Genomic DNA, 23,546 nt, shown 5'->3' on the forward strand with positions numbered 1-23,546 from the left:
TGGATTGCGTGTGCCGCGTAGGCGACGCCGGACGTTGATGCCACAGCGACGCCATCGAGCCGACGACCGCGACCGCAGCGAGCAGGCCGGCCGCTCCCAGTTGCGCAGGTCGCTTCGGGAATCGGCGGACCGGCACCGGCACCGCTGGTGCCACCTTGAAGTCCGGCTGACTCCCTGCCGATGGAAGCTGCGCCGTGAGTTAGGCATCGATCCGGCCGACGAACTGCATCACACCATCGCCCAGTTGGTCGATGTGCATGTCCACGCCGGTTCAGACCTGACAACAGCGATCTACCGCTACGACAAGGACCCCAACGGTCGATGGGACATGGTCGCTCGGTTCTCCTATGCGCCCGATCTCTCACCGAATGAGTGACCGTTCGGGTAGTCGGCCCCTGGGCGGGCGCTGCCCGCACGCTGCGCCGTTTACGCTGAGACGATGCCGGACGATGAGGGTCGGCCCGCCAGGGTCGAGGATGTGCACGAACTCGCACTGGCCATGCCACATGTCGCGGTTTACGACGAGACCAGCGACAATCCGATCTACCAGGTGGGCGGGAAGTCGTTCATCTTCTTCCGCAATCCGCGGCCGGACGCGGTCGATCCCGAGACCGGGGAACGCTACCAGGACGTGATCGTTTTCTGGGTGGCGTCCGAAGAGGACAAGCTGGCATTGGTGCAGGAGGAGGCGTCACCGTTCTTCACCACCGCGCATTTCGACGGCCACCTGTCCGTGCTGCTGCGGGCTAGCCGTATCGGTGAGCTCACCCGGGACGAACTGGCGGAGATGGTCCAGGACGCATGGTTGTCACGCGCGTCGGCCCGCCGAGCCGCAGCCTGGCTCAACGCTCACCCCCCGAAATGATCACGTCCCGGGCGCCGCAGCATCGGCCGGAGGGCACGGGCGCCCTCGGGGGCTCTCAGCGGGTGGCGAGTGCTTCAACGCGGGCGTGTAGGTGCGGCACGTAGTCCTCGGACTCCGGTCACCGAGCGCGACAGCCCCTGACGCGCATTCGCGGAGGGGCGAGCCGCAGTCCGGCCCGGCGAACAACACCGGAGTCACTGCGGACGTCCACCGGCCTCGGTTCGGTCCGGGCCTTAGCCGATCTTTTGGGGACCCGATCCGTCCTCCGGCGGGAGCCGGCGAGCGACCTGATCGAGGATCTCCGTGACGCGGAGGCCGAAGGCGGCGTCGCAGTCATGAGATCGGCCGGTGCGGGCCGCGTCGATCAGGGTGTCGATCATCCGCTGCAGCGCGGTCACCGACGTGTCCTCGCTCGACGGCATCGCGGTGACGCCGTGGGTGCCGCGCAACTCCACCGTGGCGCCGGAGGCGGGGCCCGGTGCGGTGAGGGTGAGCGTCACGGTGCTGGACGCGCCCGGCTCGTGCCGCAGGACGAGGTGCACCGTGTCGCCCGGGCCGGTCGTGGCGGCCGTCACTTCGCGTACGTCGCCGAGAACGGGAAGTAGCACGGACAGGGCGTGCGGGCCGACGTCCCACAGTGCCCCCTTCTCGTGCCGCCACGGCGAGTTCGCGAACGGCCCGCCGTCGATCGCGCCGATCCACGCCGCGTGCGCGGTGAACCAGCCGCCCTTCCGGGCCTGCTCGGCGATCCACGCCCGCGGCTCATCGGTGAAACGGGAGGTGAAGAAGACCGCCGAGGCGACACCCGTTTCCTTCACCGCGTCCGCGACCTCCCGGGCGGCGGGGACGTCGATGGCCAGCGGTTTGTCCAGCAGCAGGTGGCGGCCGGCCCGCGCGGCGCGTACGGCCAGCGGCGCCTGGACGGCCGGCGGGAGGGCGATCGCGATCGCGTCGCTGTCGGCGACCAGGGCGTCCACGTCCGCGTACGCGCGGGTGCCGAAGCGATCGGCGAGCGCGCCCGCCGCCTCGGGGCGCCGGCCCCAGACTCCGGTGAAGTCCACCTCGGGGTGGCCGCGCAGAGCCGGCGCGTACGCCAGCAGCGCCCACGGGCCGGTGCCCAGAAGCCCGATGCGCATCCTTCCGCCGGGGCCCATCACCGCCCGCCCTCGACGAGCCGGGCGAGGTTGGCCAGCGCCATGCGCGTGCCCGTCTCGTTGTCGGCGGCGGGCACGACGTCGGGAAGCCCTTCGTGCACGATGACGACGTCGGTGCCGCCGTCCGCGTCGGTGAGCGTGGTCGTCATCGTCATCGTGCCGCGAAGCGCCGGGTCCTCGGCCTCGAACTCGAACTCCTCGACCACCTGCTCATTCGGCACGAGCTTCACGAAGTGACCGTGGTACGTGTCGGTATGCGCCGTCGACTTGCCGACGGCATCTGGTGCGTCATAGGTGAGCGAGACACGGAACGCGCCACCTTCGCGGGCGTCGAAAACGTGCACGTGGCTGCTCATACCGTCGGGCACCCGCCACTTCGCCATCACGTTCGCGTCGAGGAGTGCCCGATAGACGGCCGGCCGGGAGGCATTGATGTGCTGAGACACCCGCGTCGAATGCATGCGACCGAACATACCGAGCCCGTCCTGCCGGCCGGCGATCGAATCGGGCTCGCAGGCCGTACTTCCGCGCGGCCTCACCGGACCTCCCGGCCGGCATGGCCGGATTGATCGCTGATCGCCAGGCCTCCGTGATCAGACGTCACGGTGCCCGATGGCTACGCGGGCTGCCCGTTCACCTCGAGGGTGACGCCCGGCTTCTCGGTCCAGAAGGCGAGCAGCCCCGTGATCTCCTCGACCCTCGGGAACGGCTCCGGGTAGGACCACACCACGTCCTCGGCGACACCGTCACCGGTCTCCACCGACCAGTAGCGGGCGTCACCCTTGAACGGGCAGTGCGACGTCGTCGCCGACGGCCGGAGCAGATCCGTTTTCACGTCCTCCGGCGGCAGGTAGTACCGCGCGGGGCAGCCCGTCTCGGTCAGGACGACAGGCCGCGACGAGGTCGCGACGACCGTGTCCTTGACCCGCACCACGATCTGATCCGAGCCGGGCGTGACCTGAATGTCATGTCCCTTCGTGTTCATACGACGATCCTTACATCTGGCCATGCAACGCAGGGCACCGACGCGACAGGAAGAGTGCGTGGATGACGAATCGCGCTTTCGCGCGCTCTTCGACAGCGCCTACCCGGCGCTGCATCGCTATGCCGCCAACCGGGGGCTGAGCGGACCCGACGGGGACGACCTCGTCGCCGGCACGCTCGAGATCGCCTGGCGCCGGATCGACGAGGTTCCCCTCGACGACCCGCTGCCCTGGCTCTACGCGGTCGCCCGCAACCTCATGCGGAACCAGCGCCGCCGTGAGAGCCGCCGAGCGGCGATCCTCGCCCGGTTCCGGTCGTCCCTCGCGCAGCGGCCGGAGGCGGGCAACGGCGACCCGGGCGTGCTTCACCCGGACGCGATCGCGCTCCGTACGGCCCGCCCGGAGACAGCCGAGCACACGGCCATGTCGCCCGCGGCACAGGCACTGCTGACCCGCATCGTCGGCGCGCGGACCGCGGGCGCCCGCCGCCGGCGCCCGCGTCGATGGACGATCGGAGTGCCGCTCGGCGTGGCGGCGGCGGTGACCGCGGCGGTGGGAATCACCATGACCGACGCACACCGGACGCCGGCCACCGACGGATCCCCTCCCTCGCCCTCGACACTGCGCGGCGCGATCCTCGCGGCGTTCGACGGCAACAGCGGAACGATCATGCACACGCGTCTGACCACGACCACGGAAAAGTCCGTCGCGGAGACCTGGACCTATCCCGCCACGGCCGATCCAGGACAGCAGCGGCGCACCCGATTCCTGGACCTCGACGCCGCCGGCGCGCCGAAGCAGGACAGTTCCATGACGTACACGATGCCACCCTCAGGAGGATCGGCACAGGTGAGAGTGGACGTCCTGCAGGTCGAGTACACCACCCGGACCTGGTCCCACGAGACGACGACCATCGGCATCGCCGGGGAACAGGAGACCCCCGACCATATCCGCCGGGACATCGCCGACGGCCACTTCACCGTCCGGCGCGGCATCGTCCTGGACGGCCGGCGGACCATCGAGCTGACGTGGTCGCTACCGACTCGCGGCACCACGCACCTGTGGGTGGACGCCAAGACCTACCTGCCGGTGAAGTCGATCTACGAGTTCCGGCAGAGCGGCCGTGTTCCCCTCAACGAGATCACCACCTACGAGAGCCTCCCGGCCACCAGCACCAACCTCGCACGGCTGCGACCGGTGGTTCCGGCCGGGTTCGTGCGCACGCGAGTCCCCCAGCGCCCCACCGGCTGACGGTCCTGGTCCGGCGGTGCACTCGAGGCGGACCCTCGCATCGCGACGGTGCGAGGGTCCGTAGCCGGGGGTCACGGTAGCTCTCCGGCGACCGTCGGTGTGCTGTGGCAGGATCGGGAGGCATGGGGACCGCGTCGGCCAGGGCAGAAGTGCCGCAGGCGCCGAGCGACGGACGGCGTGCACCGGGTGGTACGCCGCGGCCGGCGGATATCGCGGTGCTGCGGCGGCTGCGGCTGGCGAAGGACCTCATGGACCGCGACTGGTCCGAGCCGCTCAACCTCGACGCGGTGGCCGCGCACGCCGGTTACTCCCGTTACCACTTCGTCCGGCGGTTCCGGGACGCGTACGGCGAGACACCGGGCCAATACCTCACCCGGCGCCGGATCGAGCGCGCGCAGGACCTGTTGCGTTCGGCCAACCTGACCGTCACCGAGATCTGCATGCTCGTCGGCTTCACGAGTCTCGGGACCTTCTGCACCCGTTTCCGGCGGCAGGTCGGCATGACGCCGAGCGAGTTCCGGGCGCAGGCGCGCCGGTCCGCCCCCGCGCCGATCCCGGGCTGCTTCGTCCTGCTGTGGGCCGGCGGCTTCCGCGCCGACTGAGCAACATTCGAGAATTCGCAGTTCAGGGCCGTTCCCTACGGTGAGTCCGTCACCTCACGCGAAGGAGCGAAGCAATGATCACCGGATTCGGGCTGGCCACGATCTGGGTCCTCGACCAGGACTCGGCCAAGGAGTTCTTCACCGAGAAGCTCGGCCTGGAGCTCCGCAACGACATGACCCTCGGCGAGGGCGGCATGCGCTGGGTCACCGTGGGGGCGAAGGACCAGCCGGAGCTGGACCTCACCCTCATGATCCCCGGCCCGCCGTCGCTCGACGCGGAGTCCGCCGAGCAGCTCAAGGCGCTCATCGCGAAGGGCGTCCTCGGCGCCGGGGCGTTCACCACCGACGACTGTGTGGCCGAACACCGGGCGCTCGCCGCGAAGGGCGTCGAGTTCCTCCATGAGCCGCAGCGGCGCCCGTACGGCATCGAGGCCATCTTCCGCGACGACTCGGGCAACTGGTACAGCCTCACCCAGCCGTTCGACAAGCTCGACGAGAACGCCGACTGGGGAGACGTCGGCAAGGGCTGAGGACTGTACGGCCGCCGTGACCGTTCACCGGGAACGGCGGCCATGCTCGGCCGTCCGGTTCCGTCTCACCTGCCACGATGTGCGATTTGTGCATCATTCGACTACCTTGGGCGCTCATGCGTAGTTCGACAAGGCGGAGCCCGGGGGAGTGAGATGACCGAGACGGCCGTACATCCCGGTTTGACCGCCGGGATCTGGACCATCGACCCGGCGCATTCGGAGATCACCTTCAGCGTCCGGCATCTCATGACGACGGTGCGAGGAAGCTTCACCGAGTTCGGCGGGAGCATCGAGATCGCCGACGATCCCTTCCTCTCCACCGCGACCGCCGAGATCGCCATCGAGTCCATCGACACTCGCAACGCCGAACGCGACGCCCACATCCGCTCCTCCGAGATCATGGATGTGGCGAACCACCCCGTCATGACGTTCACCGCCAACGGGGTCGCCCCGGCCAGGACCGGCCGCCGCGCCCGCCATCCCCGCTACGGCGTCGACGGCGACCTGACCATCCGGGGCGTCACCCACCCGGTCCACCTGATCACCGAGTTCCACGGCACCGGCGTCGATCCCTGGGGCGGCCTGCGGGCCGGGTTCACCGCCTCCACGCGGATCCTGCGATCGGAATTCGGTATCCAGTTCAACGTCCCGCTGCAGGGAGACCGCCTCGTCCTCGGGGACGAGATCGAGATCGGGCTGGAGATCCAGGCCGTCCTCGCCGACGGCTGACCCCGCCTGCCCCAAGCGGCCGGCCCGAGCCGCTCCGGAGGCCACCGGAGCCCGCCGGCCGGACCCCGGGCTCTCCCCGGCCGGTCGCTCACGCCGGGCCAAGGGAGCGGCCGACCTTCAACCCGGGGCCTTCGCGAAGGCGATGCCGAGCGGCGCCGCGTCCAGCGGCTTCGTGCCCGTACCACCCGCGATCGTCGCGATCACCGCGTCCGACGCCGTGCTGATCACCGAGACGCTGCCGGAGAAGACGTTGCCGACCCACGCCTCCGTGCCGTCCGGTGTGATCGCCACCCTGGACGGCAGCTTCCCGACCGCGACCGTGCGCCGCACCTTCCGCGTCGCCGTGTCGACCACCGCGACGACGTTGGCGTTCATCCGGCTCACATAGGCCTTGGCGCCGTCCGGCGTCACCTCCACGCCCCACGGCTCATCCCCGACACGGATCCGGGCGCGCTCCCGGCCGCTCGCCGCGTCGAGCACCGACACCGTGTCCGCCCGGGGATTCGTGACGTACAGCGTCCGGCCCGTGTGATCCACGGCGATCCCCTGCGGGCCCGCAGCGTCGCGGATCCTGCGGACCAGCCGGTCGTTCCGGGCGTCCAGCACCGCCACACCGGTGTCGTACGTCACGTACGCCCGCGCGCCGTCCGCCGCGAACGCCACCTGCCGGGGAGCGGTCCCGACCCGGATGCTCCGCACGACGGTGTCGGACCGAGTGTCGATCACCGCGACGGTGTCCGCGCCGCCCTTCCCGGTGTCACCTCCGGTGACCGTCGCGTACACCTTCGTCCCGTCCGGGGAGACCGCGACGTCCCGGGGGTACGGGCCCACGTGCAGCGACCGCTCCGAGCCACTGGCCGGATCGACGACGAGCACGTCGTACTGGCCGGTGTCGGCGACGTACAGCTTCGTGCCGTCCGGCGTCGCCGCCACGCCCTGCGCCGCGTCGGTCTCGATGTTGGTCGCCACGATCCGGTGGGCCGCCACGTCCACGGTGGCCACGCTGTACCCGCCGGTCAGCGCCAGGTACGCGAGGTACGGGCCCGTAGCACGCCTGGCCTGCGGCTGCACACGCGACGGTTCCCACTTCGCGCCGCCCGGGGCGCTGTTGCCCGGCCGCGGGCCCGGCCCCGTCAGCCCGAGCGCGGAGCCGGCGGGCACGGCGAGGACGACGATGCCCGCGACGCCTCCCGCCGCCAGGAGCAGACGCCGCCGTGAGATGTTCTTCGGCACGGTGAAACTCCTTCCGGTCCGCCGGCTCAGCCGCGAGGCCGAGGCCGGGAACCCTTCTCCTGCTGGGGCGGGGTCTGTTCGGCTCCTGGGAACCGCGGCGCCGGCAACCGCTCGACCGTCTCCACCGCCTGCGCCAGATCCTTCTTCGTGCCCGGGAGGTGCGGCGGCCGGCCGTGGGCCGCCATTCCCAGCGCGGACGTCATGTCCCCAAACACCTGCCGTCGCCACGCGCTGAGATTCGGCACCCGGACCCCGGTCAGGCGCTCCAGCAGGCGGAGCGTCGACGTGTGGTCGAACGGCTCGCGGGCCACCCAGCCGCCCTGCGTCCAGGGCGAGACGAGGAGGCACGGCACGCGGAAGCCGCCCCCGATCGGCAGGCCCAGGACGAACTCGTCCGGCGTTCCCGCCAGAGGCACCGGGGGAGGGACGTGGTCGAACAGCCCGTCGTTCTCGTCGTAGTTGAGGATGAACAGTGTCTTGCGCCACACGTCCGGATTGGACGCGATCGCGTCGATCTTGCTGGCCACGTAGTCGGCGCCGGCCGCCGGGGTGTAGTCCGGATGCTCCGACTGGTAACTCGTCGGGATGATCCACGAGACCGTGGGAAGCCGGTCGTGGGCCGCGTCGTATTCGAACCGGCCCGCCTCGTACGTGCGCAGCCCGTTGCGGAACAACGGTGAATCGGGCGTGGCGTTCTGAAACGCATCAAAGTACTCGAGGACGTTGCAGCCGTAATTGTCGACTTCCTGGTATACCTTCCACTCGATGCCTGCTTCGGCGAGCGCTTCCGGATATGTCTTCCATCGATATGGGGCGGGATCCCGGTTGCTGAGGACCGGACCGCCCAGCGTCCCGCCCGGGTCGACCGTGCCGCTCATCAGGTACAGCCGGTTCGGCCACGTCGGCCCCATCACCGAGCAGAAATAGTTGTCGCAGATCGTGAACGACTCGGCCAGGGCGAAATGGAAAGGAATGTCCGCGCGGGTGTAATGCCCCATCACGTACGGGCCGTTCTCTCCGTCGGCCGCCCGGTGCGCCGGAAGCCAGCTGTCCATCTTCCCGTTGTTCCACGCCTGGTGCTGAACCTTCCAGGCGTGACTCGTCGACGGGATCGCCTGCGCGTTCGTCTTCCGCGTATCTAGGTGGAACGGCAGCAGGTAGCCCGCCGGGTTGAGCGAATCCGGCTGGTAGAACACCGACCGGCCGGTGCTCAGCGTGATCGCCGCCGGATCCGAGAAGCCGCGCACTCCAGGCAGCGTCCCGAAATAATGGTCGAACGAGCGATTCTCCTGCATCAAGATGACCACGTGCTTGATGTCCGCGAGGCGCCCCTTTCCCGGCGACGGCGCCTCCGCCATCGCCCGCCTCACATTCGGCGGCAGGAACTCCGCGGCGAACGCCGCCGCGGCCATCGCTCCCGCCGAACTGAACAGGCGGCGGCGGGTGAGTTCGGGCATCTGACACGCTCCCGTCGAACCGAGGACCAGGAAAAGACAGATAGAAAATGCCCATAGATGGGGGCCGGGCGCAACGTGAACGGACTAATGGCTGTCGATGATCATGCGACGGAAACGTTAACCGCGACATTCAGCAACACCGAGAGTCATGGCCGTATCAGGCCAGAAAAGGACCTATTGCGGCCATCCGTGATTAGCCGTGGATCACCATCGCCGTACCCGCGAGCCCACCCGCCCGGATGGCCCGCCTGCGCGAATGACCTGTACGGAACCTCGCGGCCGAGCGTGCATACCGGCCCAGATCACGGGCAGGGCCCAGCCTGAAGACCGACATCCGCAGTGCGGGCGGCGCGGCGCGAGGGCACGGTCAGCGCGGCGCGCCGAGTGACCGCCCGGCCGGCCCGCGCATCTCCCGCGGCATCCCGGCGACGGGATCATCGCCGGAGTGGATGACGTCGATGTACCTGACGGGTACGACGAGCTGGGCGTACGGCCCGTCGGCCGTCCTCGCGGACAGCCGACCCGGTCCGACTTCCCGATCCGGCTGCCGTCCGGCGTATCGCGTCATACCCTCCTAAATGGCGGAAGGGGCCAGTGTCGGCCCCTTCGGTCTAGACCAATACGTGAACACTGGGCAACGCCGACCTGCACGAATGCGCGTACTGCCCAGTAACTACCTAGGGTTGTAGTGTGAGTCGCCGAGCAAAGATCGTCAGCACGATAGGTCCCGCCTGTTCCAGCAAGGAACGCATCCACGCCCTCGTCGAGGCGGGGATCGACGTCGCCCGGCTCAACATGAGCCACGGCACGCAGGAACAGCACGAAGAGGTCTACGGGTATCTCCGGGAGGCCTCCAACGCCACCGGACACAGCGTCGGCATCCTCGCCGACCTCCAAGGCCCCAAGATCCGGCTCGGCCGATTCGCCGACGGACCCGTCCGCCTCACCCTCGGCGACGAGTTCACCGTCACCACCGAGGACGTCCCCGGCGACCGCAGCGAGGTCTCCACCACCTACGGCGGACTGCCCGGCGACGTCGCCCCCGGTGACACCATCCTCATCGACGACGGCCGCGTCGTCCTCAACGTCACCGCCGTCGACGGCCCCCGCGTCCGCACCCGCGTCCTCGTCGGCGGCATGGTCTCCGACCACAAGGGCCTCAACCTCCCCGGCGTCGCCGTCAGCGTCCCCGCCCTCACCGAGAAGGACGAGGACGACCTGCGCTTCGCCCTCCGCCTCGGCGTCGACATGGTCGCCCTGTCCTTCGTGCGCAGCCCCGCCGACGCCGAGACCGCTCGCCGCATCATGGAGGAGGAAGGACGCACCGTCCCCCTCCTCGCCAAGGTCGAGAAGCCGCAGGCCGTCGACCACCTCGAAGAGATCGTCGAAGCCTTCGACGGCATCATGGTCGCCCGCGGCGACCTGGGCGTCGAGCTGCCCCTCGAACAGGTCCCGATCGTCCAGAAACGCGCCATCGAGCTCACCCGCGAGAAGGCCCGCCCGGTCATCGTCGCCACCCAGATGCTCGAATCGATGATCAGCGCGCCCCGCCCCACCCGCGCCGAGACCTCCGACGTCGCCAACGCCGTCTTCGAAGGCGCCGACGCCGTCATGCTCTCCGGCGAGACCAGCGTCGGCGACTACCCCATCGAGTCCGTCCAGACCATGGGCCGCATCGTCTGCGCCGCCGAAGAGCACACCCTCCGCGCCAGCCACTCCCTCGACCGCGTCCCCGAGACCGTCGGCGGCGCCATCGCCCGCGCCGCCGCCGAGGTCGGCGCCACCGTCGGCGCCAAGGCCCTCGTCGCCTTCACCATGTCCGGCGAGACCGCGCGGCGCCTGTCCCGCTACCGCTCGCCGATCCCCCTCCTGGCCTTCACCGCCCGCGCCGAGACCCGCAGCCAGCTGGCCCTCGTCTGGGGCGTCGAGACCTTCATCGTCCCCGAGGTCTTCCACACCGACGATATGGTCCGCCAGGTCGAAGCCGCCGTCCTCGACGCCGGCCGCCTCCAGAAGGGCGACCGCGTGGTCATCGTCGCCGGCTCGCCCCCCGGCACCCCCGGCTCCACCAACGCCCTGCGCGTCCACCGCATCGGCGACGCCATCGCCACCCACCCGGCGTCCTGACACCGGACCGGCCGAGTGCGGGCATCGCCCCCACAGGGAAGCGATGACCCGCACCGACCGGACGCCGCGACCTCGGCGGCGGCCGCGTGCTGCCGTTACCGGGCTTTGAGCCCGCCCGGGCGCGCGGCATGCTGGGAGCATGAGCGAAGACCGCGAACCGCAGGACGACGCACAGCCCCAGCGCTCCGCCCGCTGGAGCGACCTCCCGAAACGCCCCGACCCCGAGGACCTCAAGGCCGAGCACCGCGACCCGGCCGTCCCCGGCTCGGTCCTCAGCGCGCCGGACGCCGAGAAGGAATTCTTCATCCGCCACGCCGCCGGCTGATCAGTACTTCGGCCCCACGAACTCATCCAACCGCGCCACCGCCTCACGGCGAGCGACGGAGATGTTGTTGCGGTTGGAGCGCTTCCAGACGATGCCAAGCCTGTCGAGGGCGTCCGTGAACAGCTGGGCGATGTCGGCCGATTCATTCGTGAAGAAGTAACGCGGGTACTCGTACCAGCGGTCGCCGGTCTCGGTCGCATGCCGCACTCGGTTGGTCGAGCGGCTTCCGTCGGAGTGGATCAATCCACGGACGAACGGCTTGGCGTACTGTTCGACCAGTTCTTGCTGCCAGCCATCCAGCGTGATCTTCCGCGTGTGCTTCTTGCCCGGGCCGTGCTGGGGGAACATGCACGGCCAGTGCTTCGAATGACTGTTGATCTCCGTGCATCCGCCAAGTGGAAGAAAGCGAACCTTGTTGTCAGGGCGGATCGCGCGGATGGCATCTGCGCACTCGGTCTGCAGGCCCGGGTACTTGTCGGTGCAGAAGATGCGCAAAGACCAGATGCGTTTGGCGGGATCGCCGACCGGGCTGATACAGCCATCTCCGAGGTAGAGGCCGAGAAGGTAGGCGTATTTGTCCTCGGGTGCGAGGGACGTCGGCTGACTGTCGCAGCGAGGGCAGGAACGAGCCGGGGCGCCGGGCATCCCCTGGTCGGACCGCAACTGCCAGTCCCGGATGGCCCACCGAGAGATCTGCGTGCGTCGGCTGACCTCGGCGACGGTCAGTCCTTGGGTGAGGAGTTCTAAGGCGCGGTTACGCGTAGCGACGTTGTGCATGCGCTCAGTGTTTCAGTGCGGTACGACAAAACCGCCGTCCGCTGCGGACGGCGGTTCGCAAAGTGCCCCGAGTGGGACTCGAACCCACACTTTACAGGTTTTGAATCTGCAGCCTCTGCCGATTGGGCTATCGGGGCATTTCTGGATATTCGATTATATGTCCGAGTTTGAGGCCGCGATCCCTTGTGGCCACCCGGGTCGGGTACCAGGGTAGCGGGTCCGGGTACGCTCGTGCGCGTGACCCAGAGCGCGCGTCGAGTTGTGATCGCTGAGGACGAGGCCCTGATCAGGCTCGACCTCAAGGAGATGTTGGAAGAAGACGGCTACGAGGTCGTCGGTGAGGCCGGGGACGGGGAGACGGCCGTCCGCCTGACCATGGAGCTCGTGCCGGATCTGACGATCCTCGACGTGAAGATGCCGGTCTTGGACGGGATCTCGGCGGCGGAGCGGATCGCCGCCGGGCGGGTCGCGCCGGTGGTCATCCTGACCGCGTTCTCCCAGCGGGAGCTGGTCGAGAGGGCGCGCGAGGCCGGAGCCATGGCCTATCTCGTGAAGCCGTTCACGAAGGCGGACCTGGTGCCCGCGATCGAGATGGCAGTGAGCCGGTTCCAGGAGATCAAGAGCCTCGAGGCCGAGGTGAGCTCCCTGGAGGACCGGCTGGAGACCCGGAAGCTGGTCGATCGGGCCAAGGGTCTGCTGCAGAGCGCGCACGGGTGGTCGGAGCCGGAGGCGTTCCGCTGGATTCAGAAGACCTCGATGGATCGCCGGCTGACGATGCGGGCGGTGGCGGAGGCGGTCATCGCGGGGGCGGGGAGCGCGGGCGAGGACTCGGGTCGGACGACCGAATAGCCGGGGTCCGCGCGTCTGTAACCTGCCTGAAATGCGGTGAACTGGGGCGCTACGCTGCGTAGCCGTCCGTAACGGAAACTGGTGTTTTAGGGCACGGACCAGTAACGAAGCAGTAACACCCTAGCTGGGGGACTACTGCTCGTAGGCCGCTGGTCGGTGTACTACCCACCGAGCCCCCAGGAAACGTGCAATTCCGCCCGCGCCGAGTCCACGACCTGGGTGCGTAAACGTGCCTGATCCAGGCCGATTCGGACGGAAGGACAGCTACCTTGCGGAGCAGATTTTTTACGGTTGTCGGCGTGGTGGCGGCGAGCGCGACACTCGCGCTCGGCGCGTCCGCGTGTGGTGGCAAATCGAAGAGTGGCGGTGGAGACAGCGTCACGATCGGGTTCATGGGCGACCTGACCGGTGAGAACTCCGGTCTCGTCATTCCCCCCAAGCAGGGCGCTCAGCTGGCGATCGACCAGTACAACGCGACGAACCCGAAGGTCAAGATCACCCTCAAGACCTACGACAGCCAGGGCAAGGGCGAGCAGGCCGTGCCGCTGGCCAAGCAGGCCATCACCAAGGACAAGATCGCCGGTCTGATCGGCCCGACGTTCTCCGGCGAGTCGGCCCAGGCCGACCCGGTGCTGGAAGAGGGCAAGGTCCCGAACATCTCCTCCTCGGCGACCAACGCGGCGCTGGCGACGCACGGCTGGAAGTTCTGGCACCGCGTCATCGGCAACGACAACGTGCAGGGCACGGGGATCGGCGGGTTCATCGCCAACTCGCTGAAGGCCAAGAAGGTCTTCATCATCGACGACGCCTCCGAGTACGGTAAGCCGCTCGCCGCGACCGTGAAGTCCACGGTGGAGAAGGCCGGCGCGCAGACGTCCACGGACTCGATCGACATCCAGGCGTCGGACTACTCCTCGACGGTCAACAAGGTCAAGGCGTTCAACCCGGACGCGATCTTCTTCGGCGGCTACTACGCCCAGGGCGGCAAGCTGATCAAGCAGCTGCGCGAGGGCGGCGTGAAGGGTCGCTTCCTGTCCGGTGACGGTTCGCTGGACAAGGGGCTGGCGCAGGGCGCCGGCGGCACGAACGCCGACGGTTCGGTCATCGGCTGCCCGTGCCTGATCGACCCGAGTGGTACGGCGAGCGCGGCCAGCAAGAAGTTCGCCACGGACTACAAGGCCAAGTTCAACGCGGACCCGGCGATCTACTCGGCGGAGGGCTACGACGCGGCCACCGCGTACATCTCGGCGGTCAAGGCCGGCAACACGACGCCGGAGAAGATCAACGACTACCTGTCGAAGATCGACGTGCCGGGTGTCTCGAAGGAGATCAAGTTCAGCAGCACCGGTGAGCCGACCGCGACGGACGTCTACGTCTACCAGGTCAAGGGCGACCAGCTGCCGCTGCTGGGCAACGCCAAGAACGCGACGGTCAAGTAGTCCGCCTGCCAGACGGCGGCCTTGAGATACGCGCAGGGGCGGGAGCGACACGTGCGCTCCCGCCCCTGCGGCAAAGGCGACGACATTGAACAATCTCTTCAGTCAATTCTGGCCGTACACCATTGATGGGCTGGCGCTGGGCTCGATCTACGCGCTGGTGGCGCTCGGCTACACGATGGTCTACGGCGTTCTACGCCTCATCAACTTCGCGCACTCCGAGATCTTCATGATCGGGACGTTCGCGGTCCTGGGCGCTCTGCACGCGTTCGGCATGCCGGCCAATGTGGGCGGCTTCGCCCTGGTGGGCCTGGTGCTGGCGCTCGCGGTGGTCGGCGGTGTCGCGTCGGGCGGAAGCGCGGTGATCCTCGAGTACGTGGCGTACCGGCCGTTGAGGCGGCGCGGGGCGTCGCGTCTCGCGGCACTGATCTCGGCGATCGGCGCGTCGCTGTTCCTGCAGCAGCTGTTCGCGCGGCTGGTGATCCCGAAGGCGTTCAACCTGCCGAAGGAGAAGGGCGCGCTGCCGGTCCAGGGGCACTTCGTGCACCGGAGCGATGTGATCCACATCGGCAGTTTCGAGGTGGCCAGCGACCGGTTCATCGTGATCGTCGGTGCGGTCCTCATGATGGTCGCGCTCGATCTGTTCGTGAACCGGACGAAGCTCGGCCGCGGGATCCGCGCGACGGCGCAGGATCCGGAAACGGCGGTGCTGATGGGCGTGAACATCGACCGCATCGTGACCGCGACGTTCGCCCTCGGCGGTGCCATGGCCGGGGTCGCGGCGGCGCTGTACATGCTGCGGATCGAGGAGACGAAGTTCGATGTCGGCTTCCTCCTGGGCATCAAGGCGTTCACGGCCGCGGTGCTGGGCGGTATCGGCAATCTCCGCGGTGCGCTGGTCGGCGGTATCGTCCTCGGCGTCGTCGAGATGTGGGGCTCCGCGGTCTTCGGCTCCGAATGGCAGAACGTCGTGGCATTCAGCGTTCTGGTGCTTGTCCTCATGTTCCGTCCCACCGGCATTCTCGGTGAGTCTCTCCAGCAGGCGCGCGCATGAACGATTCGATCAACCGAAACCCGCTCGCCCGTGCGCGGGACGGGTACTCGTCTTTCCTCGATTCGATCCGTGATCGGTGGGCGGCCGCTCCGCGCTGGGCGCGCTGGGTGGTCTACCTGCTGTTGATCGCGTTGGCGATCGTGTTGCCCGCGGACGGCATCGGCAGCTTCATGTCGCCGTACACGGACTGGCCGACGCTGCTGTTCTTCCCGATCGGTGGGTACATCCTGCTGGCGATCGGCCTGAACGTCGTGGTGGGTCAGGCGGGCCTGCTCGACCTGGGCTACGTCGCGTTCTTCGCGATCGGCGGCTACGCGATGGCCATGCTCGGGACGAAGGCCGGCTTGGATTTCTGGGAGATCCTGGTCCTCGGCGTGCTGCTGTCGGCGCTGTCGGGCATCCTCCTGGGCGCTCCGACGCTGCGGCTGCGCGGTGACTATCTGGCGATCGTGACGCTCGGGTTCGGAGAGATCGTCCGGATCACGGCGAACAACACGAACTACATCGGTGGCCCGAACGGCATCGGTGGCATTCCGCATCCGCCGACGCTGACCGAGTGGACGATCCCGGACAACGGGTTGTTCGACGCGATCGGGATCGGCGGGGTGCAGCCGTTCAAGTACGGCGCGCTGGACGGCAAGCCGTACTACTACCTGATGCTGCTCCTGATCGTCCTGGCGATCATCTTCGCCAAGCGGCTGGAGAACAGCCGGGTGGGCCGGGCGTGGGCGTCGATCCGTGAGGATGAGGACGCGGCCGAGCTGATGGGCGTTCCGACGTTCAAGTTCAAGCTGGCGGCGTTCGCGATCGGTGCGGCGATCGGTGGTGCGAGCGGCGTGGTGTACGCGTCGCAGGCGGTGTCGATCATCCCGACGAACTTCCCGTTCATCCTGTCGGCGACGATCCTGGCGGCGGTGGTGCTCGGTGGTTCGGGCAACCTGCCCGGCGTCATGCTGGGCGCGTTCCTGGTGGCGTGGATCCCGGAGCGGATCCGTGGCCTGCAGGAGTACCGCGTGCTGGTGTTCGGTGCGGTGCTGGTCCTCCTGATGGTCTTCCGGCCGGAGGGTCTGTGGCCGTCGAGGCGCCGTAAGGCGGAGCTCGCCGAGGGTGAGGGCGGCATGGGCAGCATGGGTGCCGAGGTCGGCGGTCCGGTGACCGTCGGAGCGGGTGAGGGGGCCGAATGAGCGAGACGGCAGCCGTGCCGGCGGAGCAGAGGGCCGGTACGCCGGTGCTGGATCTTCGCGGCATCACGATGCGCTTCGGCGGCGTCGTCGCGATCAACGATCTCAACCTGACGATCAACGAGGGTGAGATCTTCGCGCTGATCGGCCCGAACGGCGCCGGCAAGACGACGGTGTTCAACGTCGTCACCGGGGTGTATCGGCCGACCGAGGGCCAGGTGGTCTTCGGTGGTGACCGGATCGACGGCAAGAAGCGGTATCAGGTCACGAAGCGCGGTGTGGCGCGTACGTTCCAGAACGTCCGGCTGTTCCACAACATGTCGGCGCTGGAGAACGTCATGGTGGGCGCGGACGCGCATCACCGCGCCGGGATCGCCTCGGCGGCGCTGGGTCTGCCGTGGCATCGCCGTGAGGAGCGCGATGGCCGGGAGAAGGCCCGTGAGCTGATGGAGTTCGTCGGGATCGCCCAGCGGATGGAGGAGACGGCGAAGAACCTTCCGTACGGCGATCAGCGGCGGCTGGAGATCGCGCGTGCGCTGGCGACGGACCCGAAGCTGCTGCTGCTGGACGAGCCGGCCGCCGGGATGAACCCGACGGAGAAGGAGCAGCTGCAGGGGCTGATCCGCAAGATCCGGGACACCGGGCGCACGGTGCTGCTGATCGAGCACGACATGAGCCTGATCATGGGCATCAGCGACCGGATCGCCGTGCTGGACTTCGGTCAGAAGATCGCTGAGGGTCTGCCGGCCGAGATCCAGAACAACCAGCGGGTCATCGAGGCGTATCTGGGGGTCCCCGCCGATGCTTCTTGAGATCAAGGACATCCACGTTTACTACGGCAAGATCGCGGCGCTCAAGGGCGTGTCCGTGGAGGTCGACGAGGGCGAGGTCGTCACGCTGATCGGCGCGAACGGCGCCGGCAAGACGACGACGCTGAAGACGATCTCGGGGCTGCGTCCGCTGACGCGCGGCAAGATCCTGTTCGACGGCAAGGACATCAGCAAGGTGCCGGGGCACAAGCGGGTGCTGATGGGCATCGGGCAGTCGCCCGAGGGCCGTGGCATCTTCCCCGGCATGACGGTCGTCGAGAACCTCTACATGGGCGCGTTCGCGCGCAAGGACGAGGTGGAGAAGGACCTCCAGGAGGTCTACGACCTGTTCCCGCGGCTCGCCGAGCGTAAGAACCAGGCGGGCGGCACGATGTCCGGCGGTGAGCAGCAGATGCTGGCGATCGGCCGGGCGCTGATGACCAAGCCGAGGGTGCTGCTGCTGGACGAGCCGTCGATGGGGCTGGCGCCGAAGTTGATCCAGCAGATCTTCGAGATCATCACGGAGATCAACCGGCGGGGCACGACGGTGCTGCTGGTGGAGCAGAACGCCCAGCAGGCGCTGCAGGTCGCGCACCGCGCGTACGTCCTGGAGACCGGCAGGGTGGTCAAGTCCGCGGAGGCGAGCGAGCTGCTGGACGACCCGCAGGTGCGTGCGGCGTACCTGGGCGGTGGCGCGGAGGCGGCTGCCGGTCCGAACGACTGAGCAGGCGGTAGGACGCTGGGGGTGGTGGCTCGCGCTGCGGGCCGCCACCCCTGCTCACGTCAGGGGGATGTCGACGGGGTTCTTGGCGCCGGCGACGGCGGCGCCCTTGAGCTGGTCGGCGAGCCGGGACGAGGAGGGGTCGCCGAAGACGCGCAGGGCCTTGACGCGGGCGCTGGCGGGCACGTCGAACCACAGGTCGAAGGCGCGCAGCTCCTGGGAGGCGATGGACTGCACGCCGGCGGGCGCGCGGGAGATCTGCATGGCGTCGATGCTGGGGGCGTGGGTGGCGCCGTCGGCGGTGATGAGGAGCTGGCGGCCGGGGTTGAAGTCGTGGCGTTCGCGGCCGTGGTTGACCATGAGGAGGCGGACGCGGACGAACTGGCCGTGGGGGATCCAGCTGGCGTGTGAGCCGATGACCTCCGGGATCTTGGCGCGGAGTCCGATCGCGGTGTAGGTGACCTCGCCGATGGTGGCGGTCTTGCCGCTCAGCGCCGTCTCGTGCTCGGGAAGCGGCTGCGGCGGGATGTGGTAGTCGCGGTCGGGGTGGCCGCAGCCCGCGGTGGCCAGGGCCAGCCCGGTGAGGAGCGTCAGCACACCCCCCAGCCCGCGGGGTGTGATCGCGAATGGGCGCACAGCGCGACGGTAGAGGCGGCGGCGGCCGTGCGAAAGACCTTGTGGCCGACGCGTAGAACGCCTGTGGCCGAATCGAGACCGGGAACGACGATGAGCCCGGAGCGCCTTTGGTGCCGTACGGCCCGGCGGCCTGTGCAGGCCTTCCCCGGCCCTGCACGGGGGGGGTATCGGGTCGTACGTTTTCTACTCAGCGCTCCGGGCTCTTGCCCTCCAACGGTAGCGAGACTGGAGTGACTGGTGCAAAAGATGTGAGAAATCTATTCGCGGTCGCGGATGGCGCAGGTGAGTCTGGCGGTGCAGACGCGGCGGTCTTGCTCGTCGGTGATGACGATCTCGTAGCTGGCCAGCGTGCGTCCGCCGTGCAGGCGGGTGGCGACCGCGGTGACGTGTCCGCTGGTGGCGGCGCGGTGATGGGTCGCGTTGATCTCGATGCCGAGGGCGATGCGGTCGGGTCCGGCGTGCAGGGCCGCGCCGACGGAGCCGGTGGACTCGGCCAGCACGCAGGAGGCGCCGCCGTGCAGGACGCCGTACGGCTGGGTGTTGCCCTTGACGGGCATGCGGGCCACGACGCGCTCGGGGCTCGCCTCGAGGAGCTCGACGCCCATCGCCGTGGCGAGGTCCCCGCGCGGGTCGATGCCGCCGAGATCGTTCACGGGGCCGCCGTCGGCGCTGCTCATGAAACCTCCATCACGTGCGTGGAACTGTCGTAGCGGAAGACTAGGCTGCTGGCGTGGTGACGACGGAAGCGACCTCTGAAAACGCGCGCCTGCTGCTCCTGGACGGGCATTCTCTGGCCTACCGGGCGTTCTTCGCGCTGCCCATCGAGAACTTCTCGACCACGACGGGGCAGCCGACCAACGCGGTGTACGGCTTCACGTCGATGTTGATCAATGTGCTGCGCGACGAGGCGCCCACGCATGTCGGGGTGTGCTTCGACCGGTCCGAGCCGACGTTCCGGCACGAGACCTACGTCGAGTACAAGGCGAATCGGCGGGAGACGCCGGACGACTTCCGCAGCCAGATCAGCCTGATCTTCGAGGTGCTCGACGCGCTGCGCATCCCGCGGCTGTCCGTCGCGGGCTACGAGGCCGACGACCTGATCGCCACGCTCGCCACGCAGGCCGTCGAGCAGGGCATGGAGGTGTCGATCGTCTCCGGCGACCGTGACGCCTTCCAGCTCGTCGGCCCGCGCTGCACGGTGCTGTACCCGCGCAAGGGCGTGTCCGACCTGGCCCGGATGACGCCCGAGGCGGTCGAGGAGAAGTACGGCGTGCCGCCGGAGCGGCACCGGATGCTGACCGCCCTGGTGGGGGAGACCAGCGACAACCTGCCGGGCGTGCCCGGCGTGGGCCCGAAGACCGCCGCGAAGTGGATCATCAAGTACGACGGGCTCGACGGCGTCATTGAGCACGTCGAGGAGATCACCGGCAAGGCCGGGGCGAGCCTGCGCGAGCACCTCGGCGATGTCATGCGCAACTACCAGGTCAACAAGCTGGTCTGCGACGTGACCCTCGACGCGGCGCCGACGGAGCTGGTGATCGGGCAGTGGGACCGCGACGAGATCCACACCCTGTTCGACACTCTGCAGTTCCGGGTGCTGCGGGAGCGGCTGTACGCCACGCTGTCGGCGGTCGAGCCGGAGGCAGAGGAGGGCTTCGAGGTCGAAATGGCCCGGCCGGGGCCGGGCGAGGTCGCCGCGTGGCTGGAGGAGCACACCGGCGGGGAGGGCCGGGTCGGGATCGCGGTCACCGGCACGTGGGGTCGGGGCACCGGTGACATCACCGGCATCGCGCTGGCCACCCAGGCCGGCACGGGCGCCTTCATCGACCCGGTGGAGCTGCCGGAGGACGACGAGCGGGCGCTCGCCGCGTGGCTGGCCGACCCGAAGCGGCCGAAGGCCGTTCACGACGCCAAGGGCCCGATGCTGGCGTTCGCCGCGCGCGGGATGCGGCTCGACGGCGTGACCAGTGACACGGCCCTGGCCGCCTACCTCGCGCTGCCCGGCCAGCGTTCCTTCGACCTGGGTGATCTGGTCCTGCGCTACCTCCACCGGGAGCTGCGCAAGGAGGCCGACGACGGCGGTCAGCTGACCATCGACGGCTCCGGCGAGCAGGAGGCCGCCTTCGACCTGGTCGTGCGGGCGCGGGCGGTCGTCGACCTCGCCGAGGCGCTCGACGCGGACCTGGAGCGGCGGGGTGCGACCCGGCTGCTGCAGGAGGTGGAGCTGCCCCTCGTGGACGTCCTGGCGGGCCTGGAGCGCGTCGGTGTGGCCCTGGACATCGACTACCTGGCCAAGCTGTCGGCGACGTTCGGCGCCGAGGTCAAGGCGATGGAGGAGGCCGCCTGGGAGGCGATCGGGCATGAGTTCAACCTCGGGTCGCCCAAGCAGATCCAGCAGGTGCTGTTCGACGAGTTGGAGCTGCCGAAGACGCGCCGCACCAAGACCGGCTACACCACCGACTCCGACGCGCTGACGAGCCTGTTCGCCCAGACCGCCCACCCGGTGCTGGAGCACCTGCTGCGGCATCGTGAGGTGGCCAAGCTCAAGAGCATGGTCGACTCGCTGATCCCGATGGCCGATGAGGACGGGCGCATCCACACGACGTTCGGGCAGATGGTCGCGGCCACCGGGCGGCTGTCCTCGGCCGACCCCAACCTGCAGAACATCCCGATCCGCACGGCCGAGGGCCGGCAGATCCGCGAGGGGTTCATGGTGGGGGAGGGCTACGACTGCCTGCTCACCGCCGACTACAGCCAGATCGAGCTGCGGATCATGGCACACCTGTCGGAGGACGTCGCGCTGATCGACGCGTTCGGGTCCGGCGCGGACTTCCACACGATCACGGCGTCGCGGGTGTTCGGACTGCCGCCCGAGCAGATCGACGGCGAGCTGCGGTCGCGGATCAAGGCGATGAACTACGGCCTGGCGTACGGCCTGTCGGCGTTCGGCCTGTCGCAGCAGCTTCGGATCACGCCCGACGAGGCGCGGGCGCTCATGGCGGAGTACTTCGAGCAGTTCGGCGGGGTCCGCGACTACCTGCGGGACATCGTGGTGAAGGCCCGGCACGACGGCTACACCGAGACGATCATGGGGCGGCGGCGCTACCTGCCGGACCTGACGTCGGACAACCGGCAGCGGCGGGAGATGGCCGAGCGGATGGCGCTGAACGCGCCGATCCAGGGGTCGGCGGCCGACATCATCAAGGTCGCGATGCTGGGCGTCGACCGGGCGATGCGCGCGGCCGAGCTGCGGTCGCGGATGCTGCTGCAGGTCCACGACGAGCTGATCTTCGAGGTGGCGCCCGGCGAGCTGGACGCGCTGCGGGCTCTCGTACGCGACCAGATGGGCGCGGCATACGACCTGCGCGTGCCCCTCGAGGTCTCCATGGGCACCGGCCGCACCTGGCAGGACGCCGGCCACTAGCTCAGGCCGGTCCGAGCGCCGTGCACGGCGTGGGCCGTCCGGTGTGGACGGCGACCGTGGCTCCGGGCCGCTGCGCGGCGGATCGGTGTCCGTCGCGGAGCCCGGCGCCCGTTGTCCGTACGGAGTTCGGGTGGGTCCCCCGGGGGCGGTTGCAAGATCCGGTGAGCGGGAAGTAACGGTGCGCACGGTCTCACAGATCGTCGTGGGCCCGAACTCGTGGGGGGACCCGTGCCGCACCTTCACCGACTCGCCGCCTTCCTGATCGTCGCCGCCGTGGCCGTCGGCCTGCTGCTGCCGTCGTCAGGTCATGGCGGCGGTACACCCAAGGCGAACGCGCGCCGCGTCGGCGCCGAGGCGGCCGCCACGGCGGCGTCGGCGCACGGCACCGGCCGGGGCCGCCGGGCGGTGGCGCCGCCGGGCCCGGCCGCCGCGCCGCCGCGTCCGGCGTTCGATCACGCGAAGGCAGCCGCGGCGGCACGCGCCGTCGCCGCCAACGAACTCGGCCAGGTCCCGATCCTGATGATCCACCGGGTGCTGGCCAAGCCACTGGTGTCGCTGGACCGTACGCCCGCGCAGCTGTACGCGGAGTTCACCCGGCTGGCGCAGGAGGGCTACGTGCCGGTGACGGCGGCGGAGTTCGCCACGGGCCGGATGAACGTCCCGGCGGGCCGGCATCCGGTCGTGCTGACCTTCGACGACGGCTCGCCGACCCACGTGGCGTTCGACGCGGCCGGGAATCCGGCGCCGGACACCGCGGTCGGGGTGATCGAGCGGGTGGCCCGGGAGCATCCGGGGTTCCGCCCGGTCGCGACCTTCTTCGTCAACGCCGATCCGTTCGCGCTGGGGGACCGGGCGGCGGGCGCGATGCACTGGCTGGTCCAGCGCGGGTACGAGGTCGCCAACCACACCACCCACCACCTGGACATGACCGGGATGAGCCACGGCGCGGTGGCCAAGGAGATCGGCACCGACCAGAAGATGATCACGGACGCGACGGGTGTCCCCGCGGTGACGTTCGCCTTCCCCTTCGGGGCGCCGGCGCGGCTGGCGTGGGCCGAGCACGGTGAGGCGGGCGGAGCCCGGTGGAACTTCGGAGGAATGTTCCTCGCCGGGTGGCGTCCGGCCGACTCGCCCTTCACGAAGGACTATGATCCTCGGCAGATCCCGCGGATCCGCGATGACGGCCGGATAAGGGAAGACGACTGTCGGCAGTTCTGCTCGATCGCCTGGCTCGACTGGCTGGCCCGCAATCCGGACAAGCGCTACACATCCGACGGGGATCCAGCCACGGTGGCCTTCCCGCAGGCTAAGATGATCTATCTTGCCAAGGGAGTTGGCGACCGCGCGTGCCCCTACTGAGCATCCGTGAGATTGACCGCACCGGCTACGGTCCCATATTCTGA

General features: G+C 69.1%; 25 protein-coding genes and 1 tRNA gene. 16 read left to right on the forward strand and 10 right to left on the reverse strand.

Annotation, left to right across the window (positions count from 1 at the left end; all coding sequences use genetic code 11):
* Window positions 1-37: 37 nt before the first annotated feature.
* Together AB0I04_RS04060 and AB0I04_RS04065 are read left to right on the forward strand one after the other, a co-directional pair.
* Window positions 38-376, forward strand: a complete 339-nt coding sequence (locus AB0I04_RS04060) for a hypothetical protein (protein WP_360878576.1) — start codon at window positions 38-40, stop codon at window positions 374-376.
* Window positions 377-439: 63 nt separating this feature from the next.
* A complete protein-coding gene (locus AB0I04_RS04065; RefSeq protein WP_360878579.1) occupies window positions 440-865 on the forward strand; it encodes an MmcQ/YjbR family DNA-binding protein in 426 nt (141 codons plus the stop codon).
* 233 nt (window positions 866-1,098) lie between these two features.
* On the opposite strand, the gene AB0I04_RS04070 is transcribed toward AB0I04_RS04065, so the two are convergent.
* From AB0I04_RS04070 to AB0I04_RS04080, 3 genes are all read right to left on the reverse strand, one after another.
* A complete protein-coding gene (locus AB0I04_RS04070) occupies window positions 1,099-2,001 on the reverse strand; it encodes a Gfo/Idh/MocA family oxidoreductase (RefSeq protein ID WP_360878582.1) in 903 nt (300 codons plus the stop codon).
* Between the two features lie 17 nt (window positions 2,002-2,018).
* Window positions 2,019-2,480, reverse strand: coding sequence for an SRPBCC domain-containing protein (locus AB0I04_RS04075; protein ID WP_360878585.1), 462 nt, complete (start codon window positions 2,478-2,480; stop codon window positions 2,019-2,021).
* 155 nt (window positions 2,481-2,635) lie between these two features.
* Window positions 2,636-3,004, reverse strand: a complete 369-nt coding sequence (locus AB0I04_RS04080) for a DUF427 domain-containing protein (RefSeq protein WP_360878588.1) — start codon at window positions 3,002-3,004, stop codon at window positions 2,636-2,638.
* Between the two features lie 58 nt (window positions 3,005-3,062).
* Here AB0I04_RS04080 and AB0I04_RS04085 point away from each other — a divergent pair, with 58 nt between their 5' ends.
* The 4 genes from AB0I04_RS04085 to AB0I04_RS04100 all read left to right on the forward strand — a co-directional run bounded on the left by AB0I04_RS04085 (window position 3,063) and on the right by AB0I04_RS04100 (window position 6,114).
* Window positions 3,063-4,253: a sigma factor gene (locus AB0I04_RS04085; RefSeq protein ID WP_360878591.1), complete on the forward strand. Its 1,191-nt coding sequence runs from the start codon at window positions 3,063-3,065 to the stop codon at window positions 4,251-4,253.
* Between the two features lie 122 nt (window positions 4,254-4,375).
* On the forward strand, window positions 4,376-4,855 hold the full coding sequence (locus AB0I04_RS04090) for a helix-turn-helix transcriptional regulator (protein WP_360878594.1): 480 nt from the start codon (window positions 4,376-4,378) through the stop codon (window positions 4,853-4,855).
* 74 nt (window positions 4,856-4,929) lie between these two features.
* Window positions 4,930-5,385 (forward strand): VOC family protein, encoded by a 456-nt coding sequence (locus AB0I04_RS04095; protein ID WP_360878597.1) that lies wholly within the window; start codon window positions 4,930-4,932, stop codon window positions 5,383-5,385.
* Window positions 5,386-5,538: 153 nt separating this feature from the next.
* Window positions 5,539-6,114, forward strand: coding sequence for a YceI family protein (locus AB0I04_RS04100; protein WP_360878600.1), 576 nt, complete (start codon window positions 5,539-5,541; stop codon window positions 6,112-6,114).
* Between the two features lie 117 nt (window positions 6,115-6,231).
* Here AB0I04_RS04100 and AB0I04_RS04105 read toward each other — a convergent pair whose 3' ends face one another.
* The 3 genes from AB0I04_RS04105 to AB0I04_RS04115 form a co-directional block, all read right to left on the reverse strand.
* Window positions 6,232-7,347 carry a YncE family protein gene (locus AB0I04_RS04105; protein WP_360878603.1) on the reverse strand — a complete coding sequence of 372 codons (1,116 nt, stop codon included), beginning with the start codon at window positions 7,345-7,347 and terminating at the stop codon, window positions 6,232-6,234.
* 26 nt (window positions 7,348-7,373) lie between these two features.
* A complete protein-coding gene (locus AB0I04_RS04110; protein ID WP_360878607.1) occupies window positions 7,374-8,804 on the reverse strand; it encodes an alkaline phosphatase family protein in 1,431 nt (476 codons plus the stop codon).
* 367 nt (window positions 8,805-9,171) lie between these two features.
* On the reverse strand, window positions 9,172-9,372 hold the full coding sequence (locus tag AB0I04_RS04115; RefSeq protein ID WP_360878610.1) for a hypothetical protein: 201 nt from the start codon (window positions 9,370-9,372) through the stop codon (window positions 9,172-9,174).
* A gap of 122 nt (window positions 9,373-9,494) precedes the next feature.
* On the opposite strand from AB0I04_RS04115, the gene pyk reads away from it, so the two are divergent.
* Both pyk and AB0I04_RS04125 read left to right on the forward strand, forming a co-directional pair.
* A complete protein-coding gene (pyk, locus tag AB0I04_RS04120; protein WP_360878613.1) occupies window positions 9,495-10,931 on the forward strand; it encodes a pyruvate kinase in 1,437 nt (478 codons plus the stop codon).
* Between the two features lie 139 nt (window positions 10,932-11,070).
* The gene (locus tag AB0I04_RS04125) at window positions 11,071-11,256 is read left to right on the forward strand and encodes a hypothetical protein (protein WP_360878616.1); all 186 of its coding nucleotides are present in this window, start codon (window positions 11,071-11,073) and stop codon (window positions 11,254-11,256) included.
* Here AB0I04_RS04125 and AB0I04_RS04130 read toward each other — a convergent pair whose 3' ends face one another.
* Window positions 11,257-11,901: a transcriptional regulator gene (locus AB0I04_RS04130; RefSeq protein ID WP_360878619.1), complete on the reverse strand. Its 645-nt coding sequence runs from the start codon at window positions 11,899-11,901 to the stop codon at window positions 11,257-11,259. It lies immediately after the preceding gene.
* A gap of 195 nt (window positions 11,902-12,096) precedes the next feature.
* Window positions 12,097-12,170, reverse strand: a tRNA-Leu gene (locus AB0I04_RS04135).
* A gap of 94 nt (window positions 12,171-12,264) precedes the next feature.
* Between AB0I04_RS04135 and AB0I04_RS04140 the strand changes: the two genes are divergently transcribed.
* From AB0I04_RS04140 to AB0I04_RS04165, 6 genes are all read left to right on the forward strand, one after another.
* A complete protein-coding gene (locus tag AB0I04_RS04140; RefSeq protein WP_360878622.1) occupies window positions 12,265-12,882 on the forward strand; it encodes a response regulator in 618 nt (205 codons plus the stop codon).
* A 299-nt stretch (window positions 12,883-13,181) separates the two neighbouring features.
* A complete protein-coding gene (locus tag AB0I04_RS04145) occupies window positions 13,182-14,321 on the forward strand; it encodes a branched-chain amino acid ABC transporter substrate-binding protein (protein ID WP_360878625.1) in 1,140 nt (379 codons plus the stop codon).
* 85 nt (window positions 14,322-14,406) lie between these two features.
* Window positions 14,407-15,372 (forward strand): branched-chain amino acid ABC transporter permease, encoded by a 966-nt coding sequence (locus tag AB0I04_RS04150; RefSeq protein WP_360878628.1) that lies wholly within the window; start codon window positions 14,407-14,409, stop codon window positions 15,370-15,372.
* On the forward strand, window positions 15,369-16,556 hold the full coding sequence (locus tag AB0I04_RS04155; protein WP_360878631.1) for a branched-chain amino acid ABC transporter permease: 1,188 nt from the start codon (window positions 15,369-15,371) through the stop codon (window positions 16,554-16,556). Before AB0I04_RS04150 ends, AB0I04_RS04155 begins: the two co-directional genes overlap by 4 nt.
* Complete coding sequence (locus AB0I04_RS04160; RefSeq protein ID WP_360878634.1) at window positions 16,553-17,365, forward strand: ABC transporter ATP-binding protein; 813 nt, start codon at window positions 16,553-16,555, stop codon at window positions 17,363-17,365. Before AB0I04_RS04155 ends, AB0I04_RS04160 begins: the two co-directional genes overlap by 4 nt.
* Complete coding sequence (locus AB0I04_RS04165; RefSeq protein ID WP_360878637.1) at window positions 17,355-18,086, forward strand: ABC transporter ATP-binding protein; 732 nt, start codon at window positions 17,355-17,357, stop codon at window positions 18,084-18,086. Before AB0I04_RS04160 ends, AB0I04_RS04165 begins: the two co-directional genes overlap by 11 nt.
* A gap of 54 nt (window positions 18,087-18,140) precedes the next feature.
* Here the strand turns inward: AB0I04_RS04165 and AB0I04_RS04170 are convergent, their stop codons facing one another.
* Window positions 18,141-18,719 (reverse strand): DUF4352 domain-containing protein, encoded by a 579-nt coding sequence (locus AB0I04_RS04170; RefSeq protein ID WP_360878640.1) that lies wholly within the window; start codon window positions 18,717-18,719, stop codon window positions 18,141-18,143.
* Between the two features lie 257 nt (window positions 18,720-18,976).
* Window positions 18,977-19,324 carry a hotdog fold thioesterase gene (locus AB0I04_RS04175; RefSeq protein WP_360878830.1) on the reverse strand — a complete coding sequence of 116 codons (348 nt, stop codon included), beginning with the start codon at window positions 19,322-19,324 and terminating at the stop codon, window positions 18,977-18,979.
* A 125-nt stretch (window positions 19,325-19,449) separates the two neighbouring features.
* Between AB0I04_RS04175 and polA the strand changes: the two genes are divergently transcribed.
* Window positions 19,450-22,143 (forward strand): DNA polymerase I, encoded by a 2,694-nt coding sequence (polA, locus tag AB0I04_RS04180; protein ID WP_360878643.1) that lies wholly within the window; start codon window positions 19,450-19,452, stop codon window positions 22,141-22,143.
* A 228-nt stretch (window positions 22,144-22,371) separates the two neighbouring features.
* Window positions 22,372-23,502 (forward strand): polysaccharide deacetylase family protein, encoded by a 1,131-nt coding sequence (locus tag AB0I04_RS04185; RefSeq protein ID WP_360878646.1) that lies wholly within the window; start codon window positions 22,372-22,374, stop codon window positions 23,500-23,502.
* The last annotated feature ends 44 nt before the right edge of the window (window positions 23,503-23,546 follow it).

The organism is Actinoallomurus sp. NPDC050550, from assembly GCF_040655075.1.
Lineage (GTDB): Bacteria > Actinomycetota > Actinomycetes > Streptosporangiales > Streptosporangiaceae > Actinoallomurus.

What these genes read in the sequence shown, in the direction of transcription:
- AB0I04_RS04075 (WP_360878585.1), bottom strand. Translation starts at nt 2,480, where the DNA reads ATGCATTCGACGCGGGTGTCTCAGCACATCAATGCCTCCCGGCCGGCC.
- AB0I04_RS04090 (WP_360878594.1), top strand. Translation starts at nt 4,376, where the DNA reads ATGGGGACCGCGTCGGCCAGGGCAGAAGTGCCGCAGGCGCCGAGCGAC.
- AB0I04_RS04155 (WP_360878631.1), top strand. Translation starts at nt 15,369, where the DNA reads ATGAACGATTCGATCAACCGAAACCCGCTCGCCCGTGCGCGGGACGGG.
- AB0I04_RS04060 (WP_360878576.1), top strand. Translation starts at nt 38, where the DNA reads ATGCCACAGCGACGCCATCGAGCCGACGACCGCGACCGCAGCGAGCAG.
- AB0I04_RS04125 (WP_360878616.1), top strand. Translation starts at nt 11,071, where the DNA reads ATGAGCGAAGACCGCGAACCGCAGGACGACGCACAGCCCCAGCGCTCC.
- AB0I04_RS04110 (WP_360878607.1), bottom strand. Translation starts at nt 8,804, where the DNA reads ATGCCCGAACTCACCCGCCGCCGCCTGTTCAGTTCGGCGGGAGCGATG.
- AB0I04_RS04175 (WP_360878830.1), bottom strand. Translation starts at nt 19,324, where the DNA reads ATGGGCGTCGAGCTCCTCGAGGCGAGCCCCGAGCGCGTCGTGGCCCGC.
- AB0I04_RS04065 (WP_360878579.1), top strand. Translation starts at nt 440, where the DNA reads ATGCCGGACGATGAGGGTCGGCCCGCCAGGGTCGAGGATGTGCACGAA.
- AB0I04_RS04100 (WP_360878600.1), top strand. Translation starts at nt 5,539, where the DNA reads ATGACCGAGACGGCCGTACATCCCGGTTTGACCGCCGGGATCTGGACC.
- AB0I04_RS04070 (WP_360878582.1), bottom strand. Translation starts at nt 2,001, where the DNA reads ATGCGCATCGGGCTTCTGGGCACCGGCCCGTGGGCGCTGCTGGCGTAC.
- AB0I04_RS04130 (WP_360878619.1), bottom strand. Translation starts at nt 11,901, where the DNA reads ATGCCCGGCGCCCCGGCTCGTTCCTGCCCTCGCTGCGACAGTCAGCCG.
- AB0I04_RS04115 (WP_360878610.1), bottom strand. Translation starts at nt 9,372, where the DNA reads ATGACGCGATACGCCGGACGGCAGCCGGATCGGGAAGTCGGACCGGGT.
- AB0I04_RS04080 (WP_360878588.1), bottom strand. Translation starts at nt 3,004, where the DNA reads ATGAACACGAAGGGACATGACATTCAGGTCACGCCCGGCTCGGATCAG.
- AB0I04_RS04095 (WP_360878597.1), top strand. Translation starts at nt 4,930, where the DNA reads ATGATCACCGGATTCGGGCTGGCCACGATCTGGGTCCTCGACCAGGAC.
- AB0I04_RS04165 (WP_360878637.1), top strand. Translation starts at nt 17,355, where the DNA reads ATGCTTCTTGAGATCAAGGACATCCACGTTTACTACGGCAAGATCGCG.
- AB0I04_RS04160 (WP_360878634.1), top strand. Translation starts at nt 16,553, where the DNA reads ATGAGCGAGACGGCAGCCGTGCCGGCGGAGCAGAGGGCCGGTACGCCG.